The 24,798-nt window shown below is 56.5% G+C and carries 18 protein-coding genes; 12 read left to right on the top strand and 6 right to left on the bottom strand.

The window, feature by feature from the left end; genetic code table 11:
- Window positions 1-50: 50 nt before the first annotated feature.
- The gene (gene macA / locus SK54_RS16060) at window positions 51-1,166 is read left to right on the top strand and encodes a macrolide transporter subunit MacA (RefSeq protein WP_015570985.1); all 1,116 of its coding nucleotides are present in this window, start codon (window positions 51-53) and stop codon (window positions 1,164-1,166) included.
- Window positions 1,163-3,103: a macrolide ABC transporter ATP-binding protein/permease MacB gene (macB, locus tag SK54_RS16055; RefSeq protein WP_015570984.1), complete on the top strand. Its 1,941-nt coding sequence runs from the start codon at window positions 1,163-1,165 to the stop codon at window positions 3,101-3,103. The genes macA and macB overlap by 4 nt, the downstream gene beginning before the upstream one ends.
- 70 nt (window positions 3,104-3,173) lie before the next feature.
- Here the strand turns inward: macB and cspD are convergent, their stop codons facing one another.
- Entirely contained in the window at window positions 3,174-3,395 is a 222-nt protein-coding gene (gene cspD, locus SK54_RS16050) for a cold shock-like protein CspD (protein ID WP_006809408.1), read from the bottom strand.
- A gap of 267 nt (window positions 3,396-3,662) precedes the next feature.
- Between cspD and clpS the strand changes: the two genes are divergently transcribed.
- On the top strand, window positions 3,663-3,983 hold the full coding sequence (gene clpS / locus SK54_RS16045; protein WP_006174393.1) for an ATP-dependent Clp protease adapter ClpS: 321 nt from the start codon (window positions 3,663-3,665) through the stop codon (window positions 3,981-3,983).
- Between the two features lie 27 nt (window positions 3,984-4,010).
- Complete coding sequence (gene clpA, locus SK54_RS16040) at window positions 4,011-6,290, top strand: ATP-dependent Clp protease ATP-binding subunit ClpA (RefSeq protein ID WP_048247587.1); 2,280 nt, start codon at window positions 4,011-4,013, stop codon at window positions 6,288-6,290.
- A 205-nt stretch (window positions 6,291-6,495) separates the two neighbouring features.
- On the opposite strand, the gene infA is transcribed toward clpA, so the two are convergent.
- From infA to trxB, 5 genes are all read right to left on the bottom strand, one after another.
- Entirely contained in the window at window positions 6,496-6,714 is a 219-nt protein-coding gene (infA, locus tag SK54_RS16035; RefSeq protein WP_002211347.1) for a translation initiation factor IF-1, read from the bottom strand.
- A 284-nt stretch (window positions 6,715-6,998) separates the two neighbouring features.
- Complete coding sequence (aat, locus tag SK54_RS16030; RefSeq protein WP_032103403.1) at window positions 6,999-7,703, bottom strand: leucyl/phenylalanyl-tRNA--protein transferase; 705 nt, start codon at window positions 7,701-7,703, stop codon at window positions 6,999-7,001.
- A 45-nt stretch (window positions 7,704-7,748) separates the two neighbouring features.
- Window positions 7,749-9,470: a heme ABC transporter ATP-binding protein/permease CydC gene (gene cydC / locus SK54_RS16025; protein WP_048247586.1), complete on the bottom strand. Its 1,722-nt coding sequence runs from the start codon at window positions 9,468-9,470 to the stop codon at window positions 7,749-7,751.
- Window positions 9,470-11,236: a heme ABC transporter permease/ATP-binding protein CydD gene (gene cydD / locus SK54_RS16020; RefSeq protein ID WP_015570980.1), complete on the bottom strand. Its 1,767-nt coding sequence runs from the start codon at window positions 11,234-11,236 to the stop codon at window positions 9,470-9,472. Before cydD ends, cydC begins: the two co-directional genes overlap by 1 nt.
- A gap of 114 nt (window positions 11,237-11,350) precedes the next feature.
- The gene (gene trxB / locus SK54_RS16015) at window positions 11,351-12,319 is read right to left on the bottom strand and encodes a thioredoxin-disulfide reductase (protein ID WP_003858303.1); all 969 of its coding nucleotides are present in this window, start codon (window positions 12,317-12,319) and stop codon (window positions 11,351-11,353) included.
- A gap of 543 nt (window positions 12,320-12,862) precedes the next feature.
- On the opposite strand from trxB, the gene lrp reads away from it, so the two are divergent.
- The 8 genes from lrp (at window position 12,863) to SK54_RS15975 (ending at window position 24,789) form a co-directional block, all read left to right on the top strand.
- Window positions 12,863-13,357, top strand: a complete 495-nt coding sequence (gene lrp, locus SK54_RS16010; RefSeq protein ID WP_000228469.1) for a leucine-responsive transcriptional regulator Lrp — start codon at window positions 12,863-12,865, stop codon at window positions 13,355-13,357.
- Between the two features lie 135 nt (window positions 13,358-13,492).
- The gene (locus SK54_RS16005) at window positions 13,493-17,161 is read left to right on the top strand and encodes a DNA translocase FtsK 4TM domain-containing protein (RefSeq protein ID WP_032647886.1); all 3,669 of its coding nucleotides are present in this window, start codon (window positions 13,493-13,495) and stop codon (window positions 17,159-17,161) included.
- Between the two features lie 126 nt (window positions 17,162-17,287).
- Window positions 17,288-17,902, top strand: a complete 615-nt coding sequence (gene lolA / locus SK54_RS16000) for an outer membrane lipoprotein periplasmic chaperone LolA (RefSeq protein WP_017384837.1) — start codon at window positions 17,288-17,290, stop codon at window positions 17,900-17,902.
- A 9-nt stretch (window positions 17,903-17,911) separates the two neighbouring features.
- Entirely contained in the window at window positions 17,912-19,255 is a 1,344-nt protein-coding gene (rarA, locus tag SK54_RS15995; protein WP_023296220.1) for a replication-associated recombination protein RarA, read from the top strand.
- 92 nt (window positions 19,256-19,347) lie between these two features.
- Window positions 19,348-20,640 (top strand): serine--tRNA ligase, encoded by a 1,293-nt coding sequence (gene serS, locus SK54_RS15990; RefSeq protein ID WP_003858266.1) that lies wholly within the window; start codon window positions 19,348-19,350, stop codon window positions 20,638-20,640.
- Window positions 20,641-20,851: 211 nt separating this feature from the next.
- Window positions 20,852-23,296: a dimethylsulfoxide reductase subunit A gene (gene dmsA / locus SK54_RS15985; RefSeq protein WP_015570977.1), complete on the top strand. Its 2,445-nt coding sequence runs from the start codon at window positions 20,852-20,854 to the stop codon at window positions 23,294-23,296.
- Window positions 23,297-23,306: 10 nt separating this feature from the next.
- The gene (locus SK54_RS15980) at window positions 23,307-23,924 is read left to right on the top strand and encodes a DMSO/selenate family reductase complex B subunit (RefSeq protein ID WP_048247584.1); all 618 of its coding nucleotides are present in this window, start codon (window positions 23,307-23,309) and stop codon (window positions 23,922-23,924) included.
- 1 nt (window position 23,925) lies between these two features.
- The gene (locus tag SK54_RS15975) at window positions 23,926-24,789 is read left to right on the top strand and encodes a dimethyl sulfoxide reductase anchor subunit family protein (protein ID WP_017384834.1); all 864 of its coding nucleotides are present in this window, start codon (window positions 23,926-23,928) and stop codon (window positions 24,787-24,789) included.
- Window positions 24,790-24,798 lie beyond the last annotated feature (9 nt).

The following is a 24,798-nucleotide window of genomic DNA, read 5'->3' as shown; positions in this document are numbered from 1 at the left end:
TTAGATAAAATCAACGGTGATGATAGCCAGAACAATTATTTGGAATATTTATGAACCTGAAGGGAAAACGCAGAAAGCTGTTTCTGCTGCTGGCGGTAGTGGTGTTAGCGGGCGGATTCTGGTTATGGAAGGTACTGAACGCGCCGGTACCACAGTATCAAACGCTGATTGTTCGTCCGGGCGAGCTGCAACAAAACGTGCTGGCGACGGGGAAACTGGATGCCCTGCGTAAGGTTGACGTGGGCGCGCAGGTCAGCGGTCAGCTTAAAACCCTGTCAGTTGAGATTGGCGATAAGGTTAAAAAAGGCCAGCTGCTGGGCGTGATCGATCCTGAGCAGGCGCAAAACCAAATCCGCGAAGTGGAAGCGACGCTGATGGAGCTGCGCGCGCAGCGCGCGCAGGCTCAGGCGGAGCGTAATCTCGCTCAGGTCACCCTGACGCGCCAGCAGGCGCTGGCGAAAACGCAGGCTATCTCGAAACAGGATCTGGACACAGCCGCCACGGAGCTGGCGGTGAAGCAGGCGCAGATTGGCACCATCGATGCGCAAATCAAACGGAATCAGGCCTCGCTGGATACGGCGAAAACCAACCTCGATTACACGCAAATCGTTGCGCCAATGGCCGGGGAAGTGACGCAGATAACCACCCTGCAAGGCCAGACGGTCATCGCCGCGCAGCAGGCGCCGAACATCCTGACCCTGGCGGATATGAGCACCATGCTGGTGAAAGCCCAGGTATCCGAAGCGGACGTCATTCACCTTAAGCCGGGGCAGAAAGCCTGGTTTACGGTGCTGGGCGATCCGCAAACCCGCTATGAAGGGGTGCTGAAAGATATCCTGCCGACGCCGGAGAAGGTCAACGACGCTATCTTCTACTATGCGCGTTTTGAGGTGCCAAACCCGCAGGGCGTGCTGCGTCTGGACATGACCGCCCAGGTGCATATCCAGCTGACCGGCGTTAAAAACGTGCTGACGGTTCCGCTCTCCGCGCTGGGTGAATCCGCCGGGGACAATCGCTACAAGGTGAAAGTGCTGCGCAACGGCGAAAGCCGCGAGCGGGAAGTGGTGATTGGCGCACGTAACGACACCGATGTGGTGGTGGTAAAAGGGCTGGAAGAGGGTGAGGAAGTGGTCACCAGCGAAACCCTGCCCGGAGCCGCGCAATGACGGCGCTGCTTGAGCTGAATGACATTCGTCGCAGCTATCCGTCCGGCGACGGGCCGGTGGAGGTGCTGAAGGGCATCTCCCTGCGCGTTGAAGCCGGTGAGATGGTGGCGATTGTCGGGGCGTCGGGCTCGGGTAAATCAACGCTGATGAACATTCTTGGCTGTCTGGATAAGCCCACCAGCGGCACCTATCGCGTGGCCGGGACGGATGTTTCCACCCTGGACGGCGACGCGCTGGCGAAGCTGCGTCGCGAGCATTTTGGCTTTATTTTTCAGCGTTACCATCTGCTTTCACACCTGAGCGCGGCGCAGAACGTGGAGGTGCCAGCGGTGTATGCGGGCGTCGAGCGCAAAAAACGCCTTGAACGCGCGAAGGCGCTGTTAACGCGTCTTGGGCTGGCGGAGCGTGTTGATTATCAGCCTTCGCAGCTTTCAGGCGGTCAGCAGCAGCGCGTGAGTATTGCCCGCGCGCTGATGAACGGCGGACAGGTGATCCTCGCTGATGAGCCAACCGGTGCGCTCGACAGCCATTCCGGTGAAGAGGTGATGGCGATCCTGCATCAGCTGCGCGATCAGGGGCATACGGTGATTATTGTCACCCACGATCCGCAGGTGGCAGCGCAGGCGGAACGCATCATTGAGATCCACGACGGCGAGCTGGTCAGCAACCCGCCGCCACGTCAGTCCAGAGCGGCGGCGCCGAAAGAAGCCTTACCTGCGTCCACCGGCTGGGGACAGTTCTCCAGCGGCTTTCGTGAAGCGCTGACCATGGCCTGGCTGGCGATGGCGGCCAACAAAATGCGCACCCTGCTGACCATGCTCGGCATCATTATCGGTATTGCCTCGGTGGTGTCGATTGTGGTGGTGGGCGATGCGGCGAAACAGCTGGTGCTGGCGGATATTCGCGCCATCGGGACTAACACCATCGACGTTTACCCCGGCAAAGATTTTGGCGACGACGAGCCGCAGTATCAGCAGGCGCTGAAATACGACGATCTGGCGGCTATTCAGAAGCAGCCGTGGGTGAACTCCGCCACGCCTGCCGTGTCGCAAAACCTGCGTCTGCGCTACGGCAACATCGACGTGGCGGCCAGCGCTAACGGCGTCAGCGGAGATTACTTCAACGTCTACGGCATGACCTTCAGCGAAGGGGCGACCTTCAACGCGGAACAGCTGGCGGGCAGGGCGCAGGTGGTGGTGTTAGACGCTAACTCGCGCAGACAGCTTTTCCCCAATAAAACCCGTGTGGTGGGGGAAGTGATCCTGGTGGGTAACATGCCCGCCACGGTGATTGGTGTGGCGGAAGAGAAACAGTCCATGTTTGGCAGCAGCAAGATCCTGCGCGTCTGGCTGCCGTACAGCACCATTTCCGGGCGCATTATGGGACAGTCCTGGCTCAACTCCATTACCGTGCGAGTGAAAGAGGGCTACGACAGCGCGCTGGCGGAACAGCAGCTCGAGCGGCTGTTAACGTTGCGCCACGGGAAAAAGGATTTCTTCACCTGGAACATGGACGGCCTCTTGAAAACGGCCGAAAAGACCACACGTACTCTTCAGCTGTTCCTGACGCTGGTGGCGGTGATTTCGCTGGTCGTCGGCGGGATAGGGGTGATGAACATTATGCTGGTGTCGGTGACCGAACGTACGCGGGAGATCGGCATTCGCATGGCGGTCGGGGCCAGAGCCAGCGATGTGCTCCAGCAATTTTTGATTGAAGCGGTGCTGGTGTGTCTGGTGGGAGGCGCGATGGGGATTGCGCTCTCGATGATGATCGCCTTCGCGCTCCAGCTCTTTTTACCGGGGTGGGAGATTGGCTTCTCACCGATGGCGATCCTCACCGCGTTTTTGTGCTCCACCTTTACCGGCATTTTGTTTGGCTGGCTGCCGGCACGAAACGCTGCGCGGCTGGATCCGGTGGATGCGCTGGCGCGGGAATAACCCGAAAATAAAAATGCCAGCCGATCGGGCTGGCATTTTGCCTGCGGGGTGTACACAATGAATCAGAGAGCTATGCAACCGTTTCTGCTTCAACGGGCACGATAAGACTGGCGTGATTGCCTTTTGGCCCCTGGTGTACATCGAACCGGACGGACTGCCCGGCTTTGAGCGTCCTGTAACCATCCATCTGAATGGTGGAATAGTGAGCGAAGATATCCTCGCCGCCGCCTTCGGGGCAAATGAAGCCAAACCCCTTGGCGTTGTTGAACCACTTAACAGTACCCATTTCCATGCTTCGACATCCTTCGTAAATCTTATAAATTAAGATGGAATGAACCGGTGGTGGAGTGGGGGCTGTTCAAAACCTCGCCAACTCACGCTTGTACAATTTAGAGAAACGGAAGAAGCCGTCAAGCGTTTGGCGCTGGAGTTGGGACAATAATCAACCAAAATTTGAGGCAGTTAACGCTATTGCAACAGTTTGTGACAGACATCGCGGATGACAGTAATAGATGATTGTTATCTAACATCTGAGGTAGATTCAAAGTGGTTATGCATAATGGGTAAGACCAACGATTGGCTGGATTTTGACCAGCTGGCGGAAGATAAAGTGCGCGACGCGCTAAAACCGCCATCTATGTATAAAGTTATGTTAATGAACGATGATTACACGCCGATGGAATTTGTTATTGACGTGCTACAAAAGTTCTTTTCTTATGATGTTGAACGTGCAACGCAACTGATGCTTACCGTTCATTATCGTGGCAAAGCGATCTGCGGCATCTTTACTGCCGAGGTTGCGGAAACCAAAGTAGCGATGGTGAACGACTATGCAAGGGAGAACGAGCATCCGTTGCTGTGTACGCTGGAAAAGGCCTGATAAGGCATAAAATTGGGGGAGGTGCCTATGCTCAATCAAGAACTGGAACTCAGTTTAAACATGGCTTTCGCCAGAGCGCGTGAGCACCGACATGAGTTTATGACCGTCGAGCACCTGCTGCTCGCACTGCTTAGCAACCCATCTGCCCGCGAAGCGCTGGAAGCCTGCTCCGTGGATCTGGTGGCGCTACGTCAGGAACTCGAAGCCTTCATCGAACAAACTACACCGGTGCTGCCAGCCAGTGAAGAAGAGCGCGACACGCAGCCGACGCTCAGCTTCCAGCGCGTGTTGCAGCGCGCGGTTTTCCACGTCCAGTCTTCCGGACGTAGCGAAGTGACTGGTGCCAATGTCCTGGTCGCCATCTTCAGCGAGCAGGAGTCCCAGGCGGCCTACCTGCTGCGTAAACACGAAGTCAGCCGGCTCGACGTGGTCAACTTCATCTCTCACGGAACGCGAAAAGACGAGCCTAACCAGGCATCGGATCCCAGCGGACAGATCAACAGCAATGAAGAGCAAGCAGGCGGGGAGGATCGTATGGAAAACTTCACCACCAACCTTAACCAGCTTGCTCGCGTTGGCGGTATCGACCCGCTGATTGGCCGCGACAAAGAGCTGGAGCGTGCCATCCAGGTGCTGTGCCGTCGCCGTAAGAACAACCCGCTGCTGGTGGGGGAATCTGGCGTGGGTAAAACCGCGATTGCCGAAGGGCTGGCCTGGCGCATTGTGCAGGGCGACGTGCCGGAAGTGATTGCCGACTGTACCATCTACTCGCTGGATATTGGCTCGCTGCTGGCGGGCACCAAATACCGCGGTGATTTCGAAAAACGTTTCAAAGCGCTGTTAAAACAGCTGGAGCAGGACACCAACAGCATCCTGTTTATCGATGAGATCCACACCATCATCGGCGCAGGTGCGGCCTCCGGTGGCCAGGTGGATGCCGCTAACCTGATCAAACCGCTGCTCTCCAGCGGCAAGATCCGCGTGATGGGCTCCACGACGTACCAGGAGTTCAGCAACATCTTTGAGAAGGATCGTGCGCTGGCGCGTCGTTTCCAGAAAATCGACGTTACCGAGCCGTCGGTTGACGAAACGGTGCAGATCATCAATGGCCTGAAAACCAAGTACGAAGCACACCACGACGTGCGTTACACCGCGAAAGCGGTCCGTGCGGCGGTGGAACTGGCGGTGAAATACATCAACGATCGTCATCTGCCGGATAAAGCGATCGACGTGATTGATGAGGCGGGTGCGCGTGCGCGCCTGATGCCAGCCAGCAAGCGTAAGAAAACCGTGAACGTGGCGGATATCGAGTCCGTGGTGGCCCGCATCGCGCGTATTCCTGAGAAGAGCGTTTCTCAGAGCGACCGTGATACGCTGCGCACCCTCGGCAATCGCCTGAAAATGCTGGTCTTTGGTCAGGATAAAGCCATTGAGGCCTTAACCGAAGCGATCAAGATGGCCCGTGCTGGCCTGGGGCATGACCACAAGCCGGTTGGTTCCTTCCTGTTCGCCGGCCCGACCGGGGTGGGTAAAACCGAGGTGACGGTTCAGCTTTCCAAAGCGCTGGGCATTGAACTGCTGCGCTTTGATATGTCCGAGTATATGGAGCGTCACACCGTCAGCCGTTTGATTGGTGCGCCTCCGGGATACGTGGGCTTTGACCAGGGCGGCCTGCTTACGGACGCGGTTATCAAGCATCCGCACGCGGTACTGCTGCTCGATGAAATCGAGAAAGCGCATCCGGACGTGTTCAACATCCTGTTGCAGGTGATGGACAACGGGACGCTGACCGATAACAACGGGCGCAAGGCCGATTTCCGCAACGTGGTGCTGGTGATGACCACCAACGCGGGCGTGCGGGAAACCGAGCGTAAATCCATCGGCCTGATCCACCAGGATAACAGCACCGATGCGATGGAAGAGATCAAGAAGATCTTCACGCCGGAGTTCCGTAACCGTCTGGACAACATTATCTGGTTCGATCATCTGTCTACCGAGGTGATTCATCAGGTGGTGGACAAGTTCATCGTCGAGTTGCAGGTTCAGCTGGATCAGAAAGGCGTGTCGCTGGAAGTGAGCCAGGAGGCCCGCAACTGGCTGGCTGAGAAAGGCTACGACCATGCGATGGGCGCCCGTCCGATGGCGCGCGTGATTCAGGACAACCTGAAGAAACCGCTGGCAAACGAGCTGCTGTTTGGCTCGCTGGTGGACGGCGGCCAGGTAACGGTGGGGCTGGATCAGGCGAAGAACGAACTGACGTACGATTTCCAGAGTGCGGCGAAGCACAAGCCGGAAGCGGCTCACTGATTTTCTTTAGTGTAAAAGCCGGGTTTTTAACCCGGCTTTTTTGTGTCCGCTTTTCTCCCTCTCCCTGTGGGAGAGGGTCAGGGTGAGGGCATCAGACCGCACTAAAATACCTCTTCCTGAACAGCCACACTAAAGCCATAAATAAAAAAGGCCGGGAATATCCCGGCCTTATTTAATATTCATCTGCCATTACAGGCGAAAACAATTAGCGACTACGGAAGACAATGCGGCCTTTGCTCAGGTCGTACGGGGTCAGCTCAACAGTCACTTTGTCGCCCGTCAAAATGCGGATATAGTTTTTGCGCATTTTACCGGAGATGTGCGCAGTTACCACGTGACCGTTTTCCAGTTCTACGCGAAACATGGTATTAGGCAACGTATCAAGTACGGTACCCTGCATTTCAATATTGTCTTCTTTGGCCATCTAATCCTCTGGGGTATCACTACCAAGTTTTGAACCGGCAAGATAATGCCGAAATTCCTCAATTAAGTAAAGAATTGCGCGTTTAAAACGCAGCAAAACAGTCTCAGCGTATTGCCCAAGCGTCACGGTACAACCGAACGGAAAGCGCATTCGTAAAGGGGAGACGACAGGATAAACGTAAGGACGTTATCTGAAGCGAGGGTCCCAAACGGCGGCGGGGCAACAGGCAGAAGCTACTCTGCGGCGTAATTATAACACCCTCATAAAAAATATGCGGAAAACATTTAGGCATTGGGTATAAAGAGCGTTCTGGGAACCCAAAAATCGCGTGGTAGGGTCTTCTTTCGGCACTGTTCCAGATGTTCGATATAGTGTCGGCGGGAGATTTCAACGGCGCCGAGCGAGGCGGTGTGCTCATTCAGCACCTGGCAATCCATCAGCCGTCCGCCGCGTCGGGCAAATTCCTCGCTAAACACCAGCAGCGCGGTTTTCGACGCATTCGTGGCGCGGGAGAACATCGACTCGCCGCAGAACAGCGTGCCCTGCGCCACGCCGTACATTCCGCCGACGAGGTTATCCTCTTTCCATACTTCAATAGAGTGCGCGTAGCCCAGCTCATGAAGCTGGTGGTAGGCGATAATGATATCGCGGGTTATCCAGGTGCCTTCATGACGATCTTCAGCGCAGCCTTCGATAACCTGGCCGAAGGCGTGATTGAGCGTGACGCGAAAGGGGGATTTTGCATGAAAACGCTTCATGCTGCGGCTCAGGTGAAACTGTCCAGGCCACAGCACGGCTCGCGGGTCGGGAGACCACCATAAGATCGGGTCGCCGGGAGAAAACCACGGGAAGATGCCGCGCTGGTAAGCCATTAAGAGCCGTGCCGGGCTGAGATCGCCGCCCAGAGCCAGCAAGCCGTTAGGTTCACGCAGCGCCCCCTCCGGTGAAGGGAACGCAATATTATGGCGAGAAAGCTGCACCAGGCGCATGACAACAGAACTCCAGTACGCGAGAGAGGACGCTACAAATATAGTCTACAGGCGCTGTTTAAACTGGTAGTAGCGACCCTGTTTTGCCAGCAGCTCTGCGTGACTACCTTGCTCAATTATGTGTCCGTTGTCCATCACAATTATCTGATCGAAATTCACCAGCCCGCGCAGACGGTGCGTGACCATCACCACGGTTTTACCTTTCATCACATTCGCCAGTAAATCAAGGATTTGGCTCTCTGTCGTGGCATCCAGTCCTTCTGTCGGTTCATCCAGCAGCATCAGCGGCGCATCGTGCAGCAGCGCACGCGCAATGGCCAGACGACGCAGTTCGCCGCCGGAAAGCTGTCGACCCCCTTCACCCAGCCAGCTGTTCAACCCGTCGTCTTCAAGCAGCTTGTGCAGCCCAACCTGCTCCAGCATTGCCCGCAGCGTATCGTCGGAGGCGTCTGGTGCCGCCAGAAGAAGATTATCGCGCAGCGTAGCGCTGAACAGATGCACCCGCTGGGGCACGACGCTGACCGTTTTACGCAAGGCCGCTTCGCTAAAACCAGACAGCGGAACGTCGTTAAACAGAATCTCGCCCTGCTGTGGGTCCCACGCGCGCGTGAGAAGTTGCAGAAGTGTCGATTTCCCACATCCCGTACGGCCAAGGATCGCAATGCGCTGCCCGGCATCAACAGAAAGGGTGATGTCTTCCAGCGCGTTTTGCGCCTGCTTGTCGTAGGCGAAAGTGACATTGCTGAGCGTCAGCGCGACCTGCTCTGGCACAGCGGTTTGACCCGCGCTGAACTTCACTTCCGGCTCCTGCTCGGCAATATCCGTAATGCGCAGCGCAGAGGCAATCACCTGGCCGAGATGCTGAAAGGCGCCCGTGACCGGGGCTAAGGCTTCAAAGGCTGCCAGGGCACAGAAAACAAACAGCGCAATCAGCGGGCCAGGCTGCGCGTTACCGCCCACGCCACCGGAGGCCATCCAGAGCATGGCGATAACGGCAATCCCACCAATTAACATCATCAGCGCCTGGGAGAACGCGGTCAGTTCAGACTGGCGACGCTGGGCTTCATGCCAGTTCAGCTCCGTATTTTCCATGCGGGCGCGGTAGCGCTTGCTGGCACCAAAAAGGGTGAGCTCGGCCTGTCCCTGCAACCAGGCGGTGAGCTGCTGGCGATATTCTCCACGCAGGCGCGTCAGGTTTTCCCCGGTGGTTTTACCTGCACGATAAAACAGGGGCGGCAGAATAATCAGCGTCATCAGCATGATGCCGCCGAGCGTCAGTGCGATGGGAACATCCAGGAAACTCAACCCCAGCGTGACCACGACAATCACTACAAACGCGCCCACCATAGGTGAAATGACGCGCAGATAGAGGTGATCCAGCGTATCCACATCTGCGACCACGCGGTTGAGTAATTCGCCCTGTCGAAAACGTGCCAGCCCGGCAGGGGAGAGGGGCAGCAGTTTGCTGAAGGTGTAAATACGCAGGTGTTGCAGCACGCGGAAGGTCGCGTCGTGGCTGACCAGACGTTCAAAGTAGCGCCCGGCAGTTCGCGTAATGGCCGTGCCGCGCACCCCGGCGGCAGGCAGCATGTAGTTAAAGCTGTACAGTCCGGCAAAGCCTGCGGCCGCAGACGCGGAGAGGAACCAGCCGGAAAGCGTAAGCAGACCGATGCTGGCCAGCAGAGTAACGATCGCCAGCACGATCCCGAGCGTCAGCATCCATTTGTGGCGTTTATACAGTGCAAGATACGGAAGCAGGGCGCGCATCAGATATCCTCCTGACGGTTCGCCAGCAGGGTCGCAAACGGCCCCTGCGCGGCAACAAGCGCGGCGTAATCGCCTTGCTCAACAATGTGTCCGTTTTCCATCACCCAAATCTGATCCCAGTCGGCAATACCTTCCAGCTGGTGGGTCACCATCAGGGTGGTTTGCTGGCGTGAGGCTGCGTTAAGCGCATCCATCACGCGCTGCTCGCTGTGAGCGTCCAGGCTGGCGGCGGGTTCGTCCAGCAGCATTAGCGAAGAGGGATTCAGCAGCGCACGGGCAACCGCGACGCGCTGTGCCTGGCCTACTGACAGCCCGGCAGACTGATCGCCAATGACGGTATCGACACCCTGCGCAAGCAGCGGCAGAAACTCGCTGACCCAGGCGCGGTCGAGGACCGATTGCAGCTCATCTTCACGCGCATCCGGCCGTGCCAGCAGCACATTCTCGCGTAGCGTCGGAGCTGGCAGCTGAGGGTTTTGCCCCACCCAACTCAGCTGTTTACGCCAGGCATCAGGATCGAGCTCGCGCAGCTCCGTTTTATTGATACGCAGCGATCCGGTGTACGCCATAAAACCTGACAGCGCATTCAACAATGAGCTTTTACCTGAGCCGCTGGTACCCACCAGCACCACACGTTGCCCGGCAGGCAGGGTAAAGTTCAGCGGACCGGCCAGCACTTTGCCTTCAGGCGACAGAACAGAAAAATCCTGTGCTTCAATGGTCACCGGATCGTTCGTATTCAGCGTTACCTCACCACGCTCCGGATTCGCCAGCGGCGTTTCCATGAAGGTTTTCAGGCTGTCGGCAGCACCCACCGCCTGCGCTTTGGCATGGTAAAAGGTGCCGAGATCGCGAAGCGGCTGGAAAAATTCCGGGGCCAGGATCAGCGCCAGGAACCCGGCGGAAAGCGTGACCGCCGTACCGTAGTGGCCAAAGTCCAGCGCGCCGAGGTAGGAGAAGCCAAAGTAAACCGCCACCAGCGCAATCGACAGGGAGGTGAAAAATTCGAGCACACCAGATGAGAGAAAGGCCATGCGCAACACTTCCATGGTGCGCTGACGGAAATCCTGCGACGCCAGGCGAATGTTTTCGGTTTCCGCTTCACCACGACCGAAGATCCGCAGGGTTTCCATTCCGCGCAGACGGTCCAGGAAATGACCGCTCAACCGACCCAACGCCAGGAAGTTACGACGGTTAGCATCTGCCGCACCCATGCCGACCATCGCCATAAACAGCGGGATGAGCGGGGCGGTGCCCAGCAGGATCAACGCCGCCACCCAGTTAACAGGGAAGATGGCGATAACAATCATCAGGGGCACAAACACCGCCAGCGCCATCTGGGGAAGATAACGCGCGTAGTAATCGTGCATATCGTCGATTTGCTCAAGGATCAGCGTCGCCCAGCTACCAGCCGGTTTGCCCTGGATCCACGCAGGCCCGGCTTCCGAAAGCCGGTCGAGCACCTTGCGGCGGATCTCATAGCGGATGTGCTGCCCGGCATGGAATCCAACCCGCTCGCGCAGCCAGACCACCCACGCACGCAGAACGAAAACCAGCACCAGAACGATAAACGGCAACAGCAGCGCTTCGCGCGGAATGTTCTCCATGATCATATGATTGAGAATGCGGGCCAGCAGCCATGCCTGGGCAACAATCAACAGACCGCTGATGAATCCCAGAACGCGGGAAATCATAAGCCAGCGGCGGGACAGAACGCTTTGCTGTTTCAGCCAGCGGGTTAACTCTTGTTGACGGGTTTTTTCCATTGCGTACTTTGCAGGTGACGTTATAAGAAATTAGACCTCTGCATGTTACACGCGAGCAAAAATAAAGGCGACCAGTGGCCGCCTTTATTTACGTTTGTTACTGACTTGTAAAGATTATTTGCCTTGTTCAGCCAGCCCGTCCAGGTAGCGTTCTGCGTCCAGCGCGGCCATACAACCGGTGCCCGCAGAAGTGATCGCCTGACGATAAATATGGTCCATCACGTCGCCAGCTGCGAAGACACCCGGAACGCTGGTCTGGGTGGCGTTGCCGTGAATGCCAGACTGCACTTTGATGTAGCCGTTCTCCAGCTCCAGCTGGCCTTCAAAGATAGCCGTGTTCGGGCTGTGACCGATTGCCACAAACAGGCCTGCCACTTCCAGCGTTTCGACGTTATCGGTGTTCTGGGTATCACGGATACGCAGTCCCGCCACGCCCATCTGATCGCCAGTCACTTCTTCCAGCGTACGGTTGGTATGCAGCACAATGTTGCCGCTCGCCACTTTGTCCATCAGGCGTTTAATCAGGATCTTCTCCGCGCGGAAGGTGTCGCGACGGTGAATCAGGTGTACTTCTGAGGCAATATTTGCCAGATACAGCGCTTCTTCCACAGCGGTGTTGCCGCCGCCGATAACCGCAACTTTCTGGTTGCGATAGAAGAAACCGTCGCAGGTCGCGCAGGCTGACACGCCGCGGCCTTTGAACGCTTCTTCAGACGGCAGGCCGAGATAGCGGGCAGAGGCGCCGGTGGCGATGATCAGCGCATCGCAGGTGTATTCGCCGCTGTCACCCGTCAGGCGGAACGGACGGTTCTGCAAATCCACTTTATTGATGTGGTCGAACAGGATTTCGGTTTCGAATTTGGCGGCATGCTCGTGCATGCGCTCCATCAGCAGCGGCCCGGTCAGGTCGTTCGGGTCGCCAGGCCAGTTTTCCACTTCCGTGGTGGTGGTCAGCTGACCGCCTTTTTCCATCCCGGTGATCAGTACCGGTTGCAGGTTAGCGCGTGCAGCATAGACCGCTGCGGTATATCCCGCAGGTCCAGAACCAAGGATTAGCAGCTTACTGTGTTTGGTCGTGCCCATGAGATCCCCATTGTTGTTGGCAGGCAATGGGCTGGATTGTAGGGAATTTGTTGCCGTAAAAAAAGAGCAGGAGAGTTTTGCTTCCGATATATGCAATAGACGCGCCCTATGGGTCAGAGGCGGTCACATCACTTCTGCTACTGAAAACCGCGCGTTTATAAGGCAATAAAATGAGGATTAATACCCCTCCGTAATGAATATCCGGCATGTTGTACTAAAAATCGATGTTTTGCTTTGACAATCCCCTGCGCTTTTGCGAAAACATTCAAGGAAGAAAAAAAGACGCACGAACTGCATGCCGCATAGACATGCACGGAAATGCCATTTTTACCGGGTCAGTGAAATCTACGCATGGTGTGGACAGACGCCATACGTGATGTCTGTGACTGCTTTCGGGCAACGGTCTTCTTACCGCAGAACCCGAATCTACATCGCGTCTAATACATAACCAGGCGATGTGATGAATAACGGGTCCAGGCTCTGAACAGTGATGTGCACAGGGTCCAGGCAGGAGTAGGGAAGGAATACAGAGAGACAATAATAATGGTAGATAGCAAGAAGCGCCCTGGCAAAGATCTCGACCGTATCGATCGTAACATTCTTAATGAATTGCAAAAGGATGGGCGTATTTCCAACGTCGAGCTTTCAAAACGTGTGGGACTTTCCCCGACGCCGTGCCTTGAGCGTGTGCGTCGACTGGAAAGACAGGGTTTTATTCAGGGCTATACGGCTCTGCTGAACCCGCATTATCTGGATGCCTCACTTCTGGTATTTGTTGAGATTACTCTGAATCGTGGTGCACCAGATGTGTTTGAGCAATTTAACGCCGCTGTGCAAAAACTTGAAGAAATTCAAGAGTGTCATCTGGTTTCCGGTGATTTTGACTACCTGTTGAAAACCCGTGTGCCTGATATGTCCGCCTACCGTAAGCTGCTGGGTGAAACCCTGCTGCGTCTGCCAGGCGTGAACGACACCCGTACTTATGTGGTGATGGAAGAGGTCAAACAGAGCAATCGTCTGGTTATTAAGACGCGCTAACACGGAACAGGTGCAAAATCAGTGTAGTTTGATTACACTCCTGTTAATCCATACAGCAACAGTGCCGGGGAGTCCCGGCGCTGTTGTCCGTTTTAGCACACAGGCAGGACATGCCTGATACCTGGAGAGCCTTTCTTGAGCCAGGAATATACTGAAGACAAAGAAGTCACATTATCTAAGCTAAGCAGCGGACGTCGTCTCCTTGAGGCGTTACTGATTGTTATTGCCCTTTTTGCCGTCTGGCTGATGGCTGCCTTACTCAGTTTCAACCCCTCAGACCCCAGCTGGTCGCAAACCGCATGGCATGAGCCTATCCATAATTTAGGTGGCGTTCCCGGCGCCTGGCTTGCGGACACACTCTTCTTCATTTTCGGTGTGATGGCCTATACCCTTCCCGTCATCATTATTGGCGGATGCTGGTTTGCCTGGCGTCATCGACAGAACGACGACTACATCGATTATTTTGCCGTTTCGCTGCGCCTGATTGGCGCCCTGGCGCTGATCCTCACCTCCTGCGGACTGGCGGCGATCAACGCCGATGACATCTGGTACTTCGCCTCCGGCGGGGTGATTGGCAGCCTGTTGAGCTCCGCGCTGCAACCGATGCTTCACAGCAGCGGCGGCACGCTGGCGCTGCTTTGTATCTGGGCAGCGGGCCTGACGCTGTTTACCGGCTGGTCCTGGGTGAGCATTGCCGAAAAAATCGGCAGCTTTATTCTGACTCTGCTGACGTTTGCCAGCAATCGCACCCGTCGTGATGATACGTGGGTCGATGAAGACGAATATGAAGATGAGTACGAAGAGGAAGACGAGGCACCCGTGCAGCGTCGTGAATCCCGCCGTGCCCGTATTCTGCGCGGTGCTCTGGCACGCCGCCAGCGCGTTGCTGAAAAATTTGCTAACCCGTTAGGCCGTAAAACGGATGCCGCGCTTTTCTCCGGCAAACGTATGGATGAAGAGGAGCAGATTGAGTATCGCGGCGCGGCCGTCGATCCTGATGATGTGTTGTTCTCTGGTCATCGAGCTACGCCGGGTGAGTATGATGAATACGATCCGCTGTTGCATGGTCATTCCGTGACTGAACCGGTAGCCGCTGCTGCTGCCGCAACGACGGCTGCGCAGGCCCATGTTGCGCCTGTTGAAGCCGTGATGCCGTCCTCGCCTGTTCCGGCACCGGAGTCCGCGATCCAGCAACCGCAGGTGGACTGGCAGACTGCGCCAGGTGTCCATACGCCTGAACCGACCATTGCGCCGGAGCCTGAAAGCTATATTCCTGTGCAGCAGGAACAGTGGCAGCAACCGTATCAGCCGCCTGAGCCTGCCAGCGAGCCGCAACAGCCGTATCAGGCTTATACGCCCGAACCTGCTGAACCTGAACAGCCATACGTTGCGCCGGTGTCTGAACCCGAAGTGGTGGAGGAAGCGAAGCCATCCCGTCCGCCATTGTACTATTTTGAAGAGGTGGAAGAGCGCCGTGCCCGAGAGCGCGAGCAGCTTGCCGCCTGGTATCAGCCCGTGCCTGAGCCGGTGCAGGAGCCTGTTGTAAAAGCGCCTTCTGCAAGCGTTGCACCTGTAGATCCAGCGCCAGCCGTTGCGTCAGGAGCGGAAACCGTGAAGCAGGCAACGGCAGCCGCTGCCGCGTCCGCTCCGCTATTCAGCCCGGCAACCGATGGTGCGCCGCGTCCTCAGGTAAAAGAGGGCATTGGTCCACAATTGCCGCGTCCTAATCGCGTGCGCGTACCGACGCGCCGGGAGCTGGCCTCTTATGGCATTAAACTGCCTTCCCAGCGTATGGCGGAAGAAAAAGCCCGTGAGTCCGACTACGAAGATGATGCCGACGAACTGCATCAGGATGAGCTGGCGCGTCAGTTTGCCGCCCAGCAGACTCAACGCTACGGGAATGAGTACCAACACGATGTTCATTCTCAGCAGGATGAAGATGATGCTGCCGAAGCGGAATTAGCGCGTCAGTTTGCGGCCACGCAGCAGCAACGTTATTCCGGTGAGCAGCCTTCGGGGGCAAACCCGTTCTCGCTCTCGGATTTTGAATTTTCACCGATGAAAGATCTGGTGGATGACGGTCCGAGCGAACCGCTGTTCACGCCGAGCGTGATGCCAGAAGCGGAACCGGTGCGTCAGGCGCCAGCGCCGCAGGTTAATGCGCAACCACAACAGCCAGTGCCGCAGGCTTATGCGCAGCCGCATACACCGCCGGCCCAACCGCCGCAGCCGCAGTTCCAGCAGCCAGCACCACAGCCGCAGGAAAGCCTGATTCACCCGCTGTTGATGCGTAACGGAGACAGCCGTCCGCTGCAACGACCAAGTACGCCGTTGCCGTCGCTGGATCTGTTAACGCCGCCGCCAGCGGAAGTCGAACCGGTGGATACTTTTGCTCTTGAGCAGATGGCCCGTCTGGTGGAAGCGCGTCTGGCTGACTTCCGTATTAAAGCGGACGTGGTGAACTACTCCCCTGGCCCGGTGATCACCCGTTTCGAACTGAACCTGGCGCCAGGCGTAAAAGCGGCGCGTATTTCTAACCTGTCCCGTGACCTGGCGCGTTCTCTGTCGACCGTGGCGGTTCGCGTGGTGGAAGTGATCCCAGGTAAGCCTTACGTTGGCCTTGAGCTGCCAAACAAGAAACGCCAGACCGTTTATCTGCGTGAAGTTCTGGATAACACCAAATTCCGCGACAACCCGTCCCCGCTGACCGTGGTGCTGGGTAAAGATATCGCTGGCGATCCGGTGGTTGCCGATCTCGCGAAGATGCCGCACCTGCTGGTTGCGGGTACCACCGGCTCCGGTAAATCGGTCGGGGTGAACGCCATGATCCTCAGTATGCTCTACAAAGCGCAGCCTGAAGATGTGCGTTTCATCATGATCGACCCGAAAATGCTTGAACTGTCCGTCTACGAAGGCATTCCGCACCTGTTAACGGAAGTGGTGACCGACATGAAGGACGCCGCCAACGCATTGCGCTGGAGCGTCAATGAAATGGAGCGTCGCTATAAGCTGATGTCTGCGCTGGGCGTGCGTAACCTGGCCGGTTATAACGAGAAAATCGCTGAGGCGGCACGTATGGGCCGTCCGATTCCGGACCCATACTGGAAGCCGGGTGACAGCATGGATGCCCAGCATCCGGTGCTGGAAAAACTGCCTTACATCGTGGTGCTGGTGGATGAATTCGCCGACCTGATGATGACCGTTGGCAAGAAAGTGGAAGAGCTGATTGCGCGTCTGGCACAGAAAGCGCGTGCGGCGGGCATCCACCTGGTGCTTGCAACGCAGCGTCCGTCCGTAGACGTTATCACCGGACTTATTAAGGCAAACATCCCGACCCGTATCGCGTTTACCGTGTCGAGTAAAATTGACTCGCGTACTATCCTGGACCAGGGTGGTGCAGAGTCGCTGCTGGGGATGGGTGATATGCTCTATTCCGGCCCGAACTCCACCTCGCCGGTGCGTGTCCACGGTGCATTTGTTCGCGACCAGGAAGTGCACGCGGTGGTGCAGGACTGGAAAGCGCGCGGTCGGCCGCAATACGTTGACGGCATCACCTCCGACAGTGAAAGCGAAGGTGGCGGCGGTGGTTTTGACGGCGGCGAAGAGCTGGATCCGTTATTTGACCAGGCGGTTAATTTCGTTACCGAAAAACGTAAGGCGTCCATCTCCGGCGTCCAGCGCCAGTTCCGTATTGGCTACAACCGCGCGGCGCGTATTATCGAGCAGATGGAAGCCCAGGGTATTGTGAGCGAACAGGGGCATAACGGTAACCGTGAGGTGCTGGCGCCACCGCCGTTTGATTAACCTTCAGCGATTGCAAAGAAGGGTAAATCAGCAAAAATTAAGCATATTCTTCTGTCGCCTGCCTTCGGGCAGGTCCAGAATAGAAACGGAACCCCATATCGGGAAGACGTATTTTAAGGAATAACAATGAAAAAAATCGCCATCGTCTGTGCATTACTCTCCAGTTTTGTTGCCAGCAGCGTCTGGGCTGATGCAGCCAGCGACCTTAAAAGCCGACTGGATAAAGTGAGCAGCTTCCACGCCAGCTTCACGCAAAAAGTGACTGACGGCAGTGGCAACGCGGTGCAGGAAGGTCAGGGGGATTTGTGGGTGAAACGCCCGAATCTCTTCAACTGGCACATGACCCAGCCGGATGAAAGCGTGCTGGTGTCCGACGGGAAAACCTTATGGTTCTACAACCCGTTTGTTGAGCAGGCGACCGCCACCTGGTTGAAAGACGCGACCAGCAATACGCCGTTTATGCTCATTGCCCGTAACCAGTCCAGCGACTGGCAGCAGTACAACATTAAACAAAACGGTGATGAGTTCGTCCTGACGCCAAAAGGCAGCAACGGTAACCTGAAGCAGTTCACCATTAACGTGAGCAGCAACGGTACCATCAATCAGTTCGGTGCGGTTGAGCAGGACGATCAGCGCAGTAGCTATCAGCTTAAGTCTCAGCAAAACGGCGCCGTAGATGCTTCGAAATTCACCTTTACCCCGCCGCAGGGCGTAACGGTGGACGACCAACGTAATAAGTAAGAGGCATGAGTGAGCAACCTGTCGCTCGATTTTTCAGATAATGCGTTTCAACCTCTGGCCGCCCGTATGCGGCCAGAAAATTTAGCGCAGTACATCGGCCAGCAACACCTGCTGGCTGCGGGGAAACCCTTGCCGCGCGCCATAGAGGCGGGGCATCTGCACTCCATGATCCTCTGGGGGCCACCCGGCACCGGCAAAACAACCCTCGCTGAAGTGATCGCCCGCTATGCTAACGCGGACGTTGAGCGCATCTCGGCGGTTACCTCCGGCGTGAAGGAGATTCGTGAGGCGATCGAGCGCGCGCGGCAAAACCGTAATGCCGGGCGCCGCACCATTCTGTTTGTCGATGAAGTCCACCGTTTCAATAAAAGCCAGCAGGATGCGTTTCTGCCGCACATTGAAGACGGCACGATTTTCTTCATCGGCGCAACCACGGAAAACCCGTCGTTTGAACTCAACTCCGCGCTGCTTTCCCGCGCCCGCGTTTACCTGCTTAAATCCCTGACCACAGAGGATATCGAAAAGGTTCTGACGCAGGCGATGGAGGATAAGGCGCGCGGCTACGGCGGGCAGGATATCGTTCTGCCAGACGACACGCGTCGGGCGATTGCGGAACTGGTCAACGGCGATGCGCGCCGCGCGCTGAACACGCTGGAAATGATGGCCGATATGGCCGAAGTGGACGATGCGGGCAAGCGGGTACTGAAACCTGAGTTGCTCACCGAAATAGCCGGTGAACGCAGCGCACGCTTCGATAATAAAGGCGATCGTTTTTACGATCTGATCTCGGCATTACATAAGTCCGTGCGCGGCAGCGCCCCGGATGCGGCGCTCTACTGGTACGCGCGGATCATTACCGCCGGTGGCGATCCGTTATATGTCGCGCGTCGCTGCCTGGCCATCGCGTCAGAAGATGTCGGTAATGCCGATCCACGCGCCATGCAGGTCGCTATTTCCGCCTGGGACTGCTTTACCCGCGTCGGACCCGCGGAAGGTGAGCGTGCCATTGCGCAGGCAATTGTCTATCTGGCCTGCGCGCCGAAAAGTAACGCGGTGTATACCGCCTTCAAAGCGGCGATGTCAGATGCACGTGAACGTCCGGACTACGATGTGCCGGTTCATCTGCGCAATGCGCCAACCAAATTGATGAAAGAGATGGGTTACGGGCAGGAGTATCGCTACGCCCATGATGAACCCAATGCCTACGCCGCCGGGGAAGAGTATTTTCCACAGGAGATGGCACAAACCCGCTATTATCATCCCACAAACAGAGGTCTTGAGGGTAAGATTGGCGAAAAGCTCGCCTGGCTTGCCGGACAGGATCAAAATAGCCCTATAAAACGCTACCGTTAGTTCAATCGTTGCGGTAATGTTGGCAATATATCTCTGTGGCCGCAGGCTGTGGTCACTTTTTCCTTTTTTAATTCGATAAGCACAGGATAAGCATGCTCGATCCCAATCTGCTGCGTAATGAGCCAGACGCAGTCGCTGAAAAACTGGCACGCCGGGGCTTTAAGCTGGATGTAGATAAGCTGCGCGCTCTTGAAGAGCGTCGTAAAGTTTTGCAGGTACAAACTGAAAATCTGCAAGCAGAGCGTAATTCTCGATCGAAATCCATTGGCCAGGCGAAAGCGCGCGGGGAAGATATTGAGCCATTACGCCTGGAAGTGAACAAACTGGGTGAAGAGCTGGATCAGGCGAAAGCTGAACTAGACGTTCTTCAGGCTGAAATTCGTGATATCGCTCTGGCGATCCCGAACATTCCTGACGACAGCGTGCCTGTCGGCAAAGACGAAAACGACAACGTTGAAGTGAAACGCTGGGGCACGCCTCGCGAGTTTGACTTTGAGGTGCGCGATCACGTCACGCTGGGCGAAATGCACGCGGGCCTGGACTTTGCGGCTGCGGTTAAGCTGACGGGTTCTCGCTTTGTGGTCATGAAAGGTCAAATTGCCCATCTGCACCGCGCTCTGGCGCAGTTCATGCTGGATCTGCACACCGAGCAGCACGGCTACAGCGAAACCTACGTTCCGTATCTGGTTAACCACGATACGCTGTACGGTACCGGCCAGTTGCCGAAATTTGCCGGCGATCTGTTCCACACCCGTCCGCTGGACGAGGAAGCAGACAGCAGCAACTACGCGCTGATCCCAACCGCGGAAGTGCCGCTGACCAACCTCGTGCGTGATGAGATCATCGACGAAGACGATCTGCCAATCAAACTGACCGCGCACTCTCCATGTTTCCGTTCTGAAGCCGGTTCTTACGGTCGCGATACGCGCGGTCTGATCCGTATGCACCAGTTCGATAAAGTTGAGATGGTGCAGATCGTTCGTCCGGAAGAGTCTATGGACGCGCTGGAAGAGATGACCGGTCATGCTGAGAAAGTGCTGGAGCTGCTGGGCCTGCCGTACCGCCGTATGGCGCTTTGCACCGGCGACATGGGCTTCGGTGCCTGCAAAACCTTCGACCTTGAAGTCTGGGTGCCTGCGCAGAACACCTACCGTGAAATCTCCTCCTGCTCCAACGTCTGGGATTTCCAGGCGCGTCGTATGCAGGCGCGTTGCCGCAGCAAATCTGACAAGAAAACCCGTCTGGTTCATACCCTGAACGGTTCTGGTCTGGCAGTAGGCCGTACGCTGGTTGCTGTGCTGGAAAACTACCAGCAGGCTGACGGACGCATTGAGATCCCTGAAGTGCTGCGCCCTTACATGAAAGGCCAGCAGTTCATCGGCTAATTATTTGCTCTAAGACAAAAAAGCGCCTCAGGGCGCTTTTTTTATGCCTCTGATTTGATACGAAGCAATAACCCCTCCCTCTAAAGTAGTAATACTCCTCCGAACGAAAGTCAGCATAAAACACTGATAACCAAAAATATCGTTATACATAAAACTATATAGCGGTATATGCCGCCCTTTATTTCTTTGTGAGCAACCAAAGTGAGTCTTTATGAAAATCAAAGCGCCTGAAGCGTTAATGGCTGCCGAGGTCACTCGCCGTGGGTTGATGAAAACCACGGCAATAGGCGGTCTGGCGGTTGCCAGCAGCGCCTTTACGCTCCCTTTTACCCGTCTGGCGTCGGCGGCGGAGGCTCTGTCTCCCGCTTCAGCCCCGGAAAAAGTGGTGTGGAGTGCCTGTACCGTTAACTGTGGTAGCCGTTGTCCTCTGCGTATGCATGTTGTGGACGGTGAAATCAAATATGTCGAAACAGACAATACCGGCGATGATAACTACGAAGGGTTACATCAGGTTCGTGCCTGTCTGCGTGGCCGTTCAATGCGCCGTCGCGTTTATAACCCGGATCGTCTGAAATACCCAATGAAGCGCGTCGGTAAGCGTGGGGAAGGGAAGTTCGAGCGTATTAGCTGGGACGAAGCCTACGATATTATCGCGACTAACATGCAGCGCCTGATCAAAGAGTATGGCAACGAATCCATCTACCTCAACTACGGCACCGGGACGCTGGGCGGTACCATGACCCGCTCCTGGCCGCCGGGTAAAACGTTGGTGGCGCGCCTGATGAACTGCTGCGGCGGCTATCTCAATCATTACGGCGACTACTCTTCCGCACAGATTGCTGCGGGGCTGAACTACACCTACGGCGGCTGGGCAGACGGTAACAGCCCGTCGGATATCGAAAACAGTAAACTGGTGGTGTTGTTCGGTAACAACCCAGGCGAAACCCGGATGAGCGGCGGTGGGGTAACCTATTATCTTGAGCAGGCGCGCGCCAAATCCAACGCACGTATGATCATCGTCGATCCGCGCTATACCGATACCGGCGCGGGACGTGAAGACGAGTGGATCCCTATTCGCCCTGGTACCGATGCGGCGCTGGTCAATGCGCTGGCGTATGTGATGATCACTGAAAACCTCGTCGATCAGCCGTTCCTTGATAAATACTGCGTGGGTTATGACGAGAAGACCCTGCCAGCCAGCGCACCGGCTAACGGGCATTACAAAGCGTACATTCTTGGTCAGGGCAGCGACGGGGTAGCGAAAACCCCTGAGTGGGCATCCACCATTACCGGCATTCCAGTCGAGCGTATTGTTCAGCTGGCCCGTGAAATTGGTTCAGCAAAACCGGCTTATATCAGCCAGGGATGGGGACCACAGCGTCACGCGAACGGCGAAATTGCCACCCGCGCTATTTCTATGCTCTCGATTCTGACTGGCAACGTTGGTATTCACGGCGGTAATAGCGGGGCGCGTGAAGGCTCGTATGAAGTCCCGTTTGAACGTATGCCAACGCTGGATAACCCGGTTCAGACCAGCATCTCCATGTTTATGTGGACGGACGCGATCGAGCGCGGCCCGGAAATGACCGCGCTGCGTGACGGTGTTCGGGGCAAAGATAAGCTGGACGTGCCGATCAAAATGATCTGGAACTACGCCGGTAACTGCCTGATCAACCAGCACTCTGAAATCAACCGCACCCATGAAATTTTGCAGGACGACAAGAAGTGCGAAATGATTGTGGTGATCGACTGCCACATGACCTCATCGGCGAAGTATGCCGATATTCTGCTCCCAGACTGCACTGCGTCTGAGCAGATGGATTTCGCGCTGGACGCCTCCTGCGGCAACATGTCCTATGTGATCTTCACTGACCAGGCCATCAAACCGCGCTTCGAGTGCAAAACCATCTATGAGATGACTTCCGAGCTGGCGAAACGTCTTGGCGTTGAGCAGCAGTTCACTGAAGGACGTACTCAGGAAGGGTGGATGCGCCATCTGCACGAGCTCTCACGCAAAGCCATTCCTGACCTGCCGGACTTCGATACCTTCCGCAAGCAGGGCATGTACAAGCAGCGCGATCCCGAAGGACATCACGTGGCGTATAAAGCCTTCCGCGACGATCCGCAGGCCAATCCGCTGACCACGCCGTCGGGCAAAATCGAGATCTACTCCGAAGAGCTGGCAAAAATTGCCGCAACGTGGGAATTGCCGGAAGGGGATGTAATCGATCCGCTGCCGATTTATACGCCAGGCTTCGAAAACTACAACGATCCGCTGACGGCGAAATTCCCGCTTCAGTTGACCGGTTTCCACTACAAAGCGCGTGTTCACTCCACCTACGGCAACGTTGACGTACTGAAAGCGGCCTGCCGACAGGAGATGTGGATCAACCCGATGGATGCGAAAGCGCGCGGCATCAGTAATGGCGATCGCGTACGTATCTTCAACGGACGTGGCGAAGTGCATATCGAAGCTAAAGTGACTCCGCGTATGATGCCTGGCGTTGTCGCGCTGGGGGAAGGGGCCTGGTATAACCCGGATGCGAACCGTATCGATCAGGCGGGCTGCATCAATGTTCTCACTACGCAGCGTCCGTCGCCGCTGGCGAAGGGCAACCCATCCCACACAAACCTCGTTCAGGTTGAAAAGGCGTAAGGAGTAACCGATGACAACCCAGTATGGATTTTTTATTGATTCCAGCCGCTGCACCGGGTGCAAAACCTGCGAGCTGGCCTGCAAGGATTACAAAGACCTGACCCCGGACGTTAGCTTCCGTCGTATTTATGAATACGCGGGCGGCGACTGGCAGGAGGACAACGGCGTCTGGCATCAGGATGTCTTCGCCTATTACCTGTCGATTGCCTGCAACCACTGCGAAGATCCGGCCTGCATCAAGGTCTGTCCGAGCGGGGCAATGCACAAGCGCGACGACGGTTTTGTGGTGGTGGACGAGGATGTCTGCATCGGCTGTCGCTACTGCCACATGGCCTGTCCGTACGGCGCGCCGCAGTACAATGCCGCCAAAGGCCACATGACCAAGTGCGACGGCTGCCACAGCCGCGTGGCGGACGGCAAAAAGCCCATCTGCGTCGAGTCCTGCCCGCTGCGCGCGCTGGACTTTGGCCCGATTGAGGAGCTGCGCAAAAAACACGGTCAGCTTGCTGCCGTCGCGCCGCTGCCGTCTGCGCACTTCACGAAGCCGAGTATTGTGATTAAACCTAACGCCAACAGCCGTCCGACGGGTGACACCACCGGCTACCTGGCAAACCCGAAGGAGGTGTGAGATGGGAAGTGGATGGCATGAATGGCCGCTGATGATCTTCACGGTCTTTGGGCAGTGCGTGGCGGGCGGGTTTATCGTCCTTGCGCTGGCGCTGTTAAAAGGGAACCTCAATGCTGAACAGCAGCAGCGTTTGGTGTTAAGCATGTTTGGCCTGTGGGTGTTGATGGGAATTGGGTTTATCGCCTCTACGCTGCACCTGGGCTCACCGATGCGCGCGTTTAACTCCCTGAACCGCGTAGGTGCCTCTTCGCTGAGTAACGAGATTGCCAGCGGCGCAATCTTCTTTGCCGTTGGTGGGCTGGGGTGGTTACTGGCAGCGCTGAAAAAGCTGCCTTCAGGGTTACGCGCGTTGTGGCTCATCGTCACCATGGTACTGGGCGTTGTCTTCGTCTGGATGATGGTCCGGGTGTACAACACTATCGATACCGTTCCGACCTGGTACAGCGTCTGGACGCCGATGAGCTTCTTCCTGACCATGTTTATTGGCGGGCCGCTGCTGGGTTATCTGCTGCTGCGTGTGGCTGGTATTAATGGTTGGGCGATGCGCCTGCTGCCCGCGGTCTCGCTGCTGGCGCTGGTAATCAGTACCGTTGTCGCGCTCATGCAGGGAGCGGAGCTGGCGACCATTCACAGCTCTATCCAGCAGGCTTCGGCGTTGGTGCCGGATTACGGTTCGCTGATGGCCTGGCGTGTGGTGCTGCTGACGGCGGCGCTGGTGTGCTGGATTGCCCCTCAGCTTAAAGGTTACTCGCCTGCGCTGCCGTTGCTGTCCCTGGCCTTTGTGCTGGTGCTGGCAGGGGAGTTAATTGGTCGCGGCGTATTTTACGGTCTGCATATGACGGTCGGTATGGCTATCGCCAGCTAATTTTAGATT

Source organism: Enterobacter sp. MGH120, from assembly GCF_001037725.1.
Classification (GTDB): Bacteria; Pseudomonadota; Gammaproteobacteria; order Enterobacterales; family Enterobacteriaceae; genus Enterobacter; species Enterobacter hormaechei_C.
Note: the sequence above shows the minus strand (reverse complement) of the source record. Positions and strands in the feature narration are given on the sequence as shown.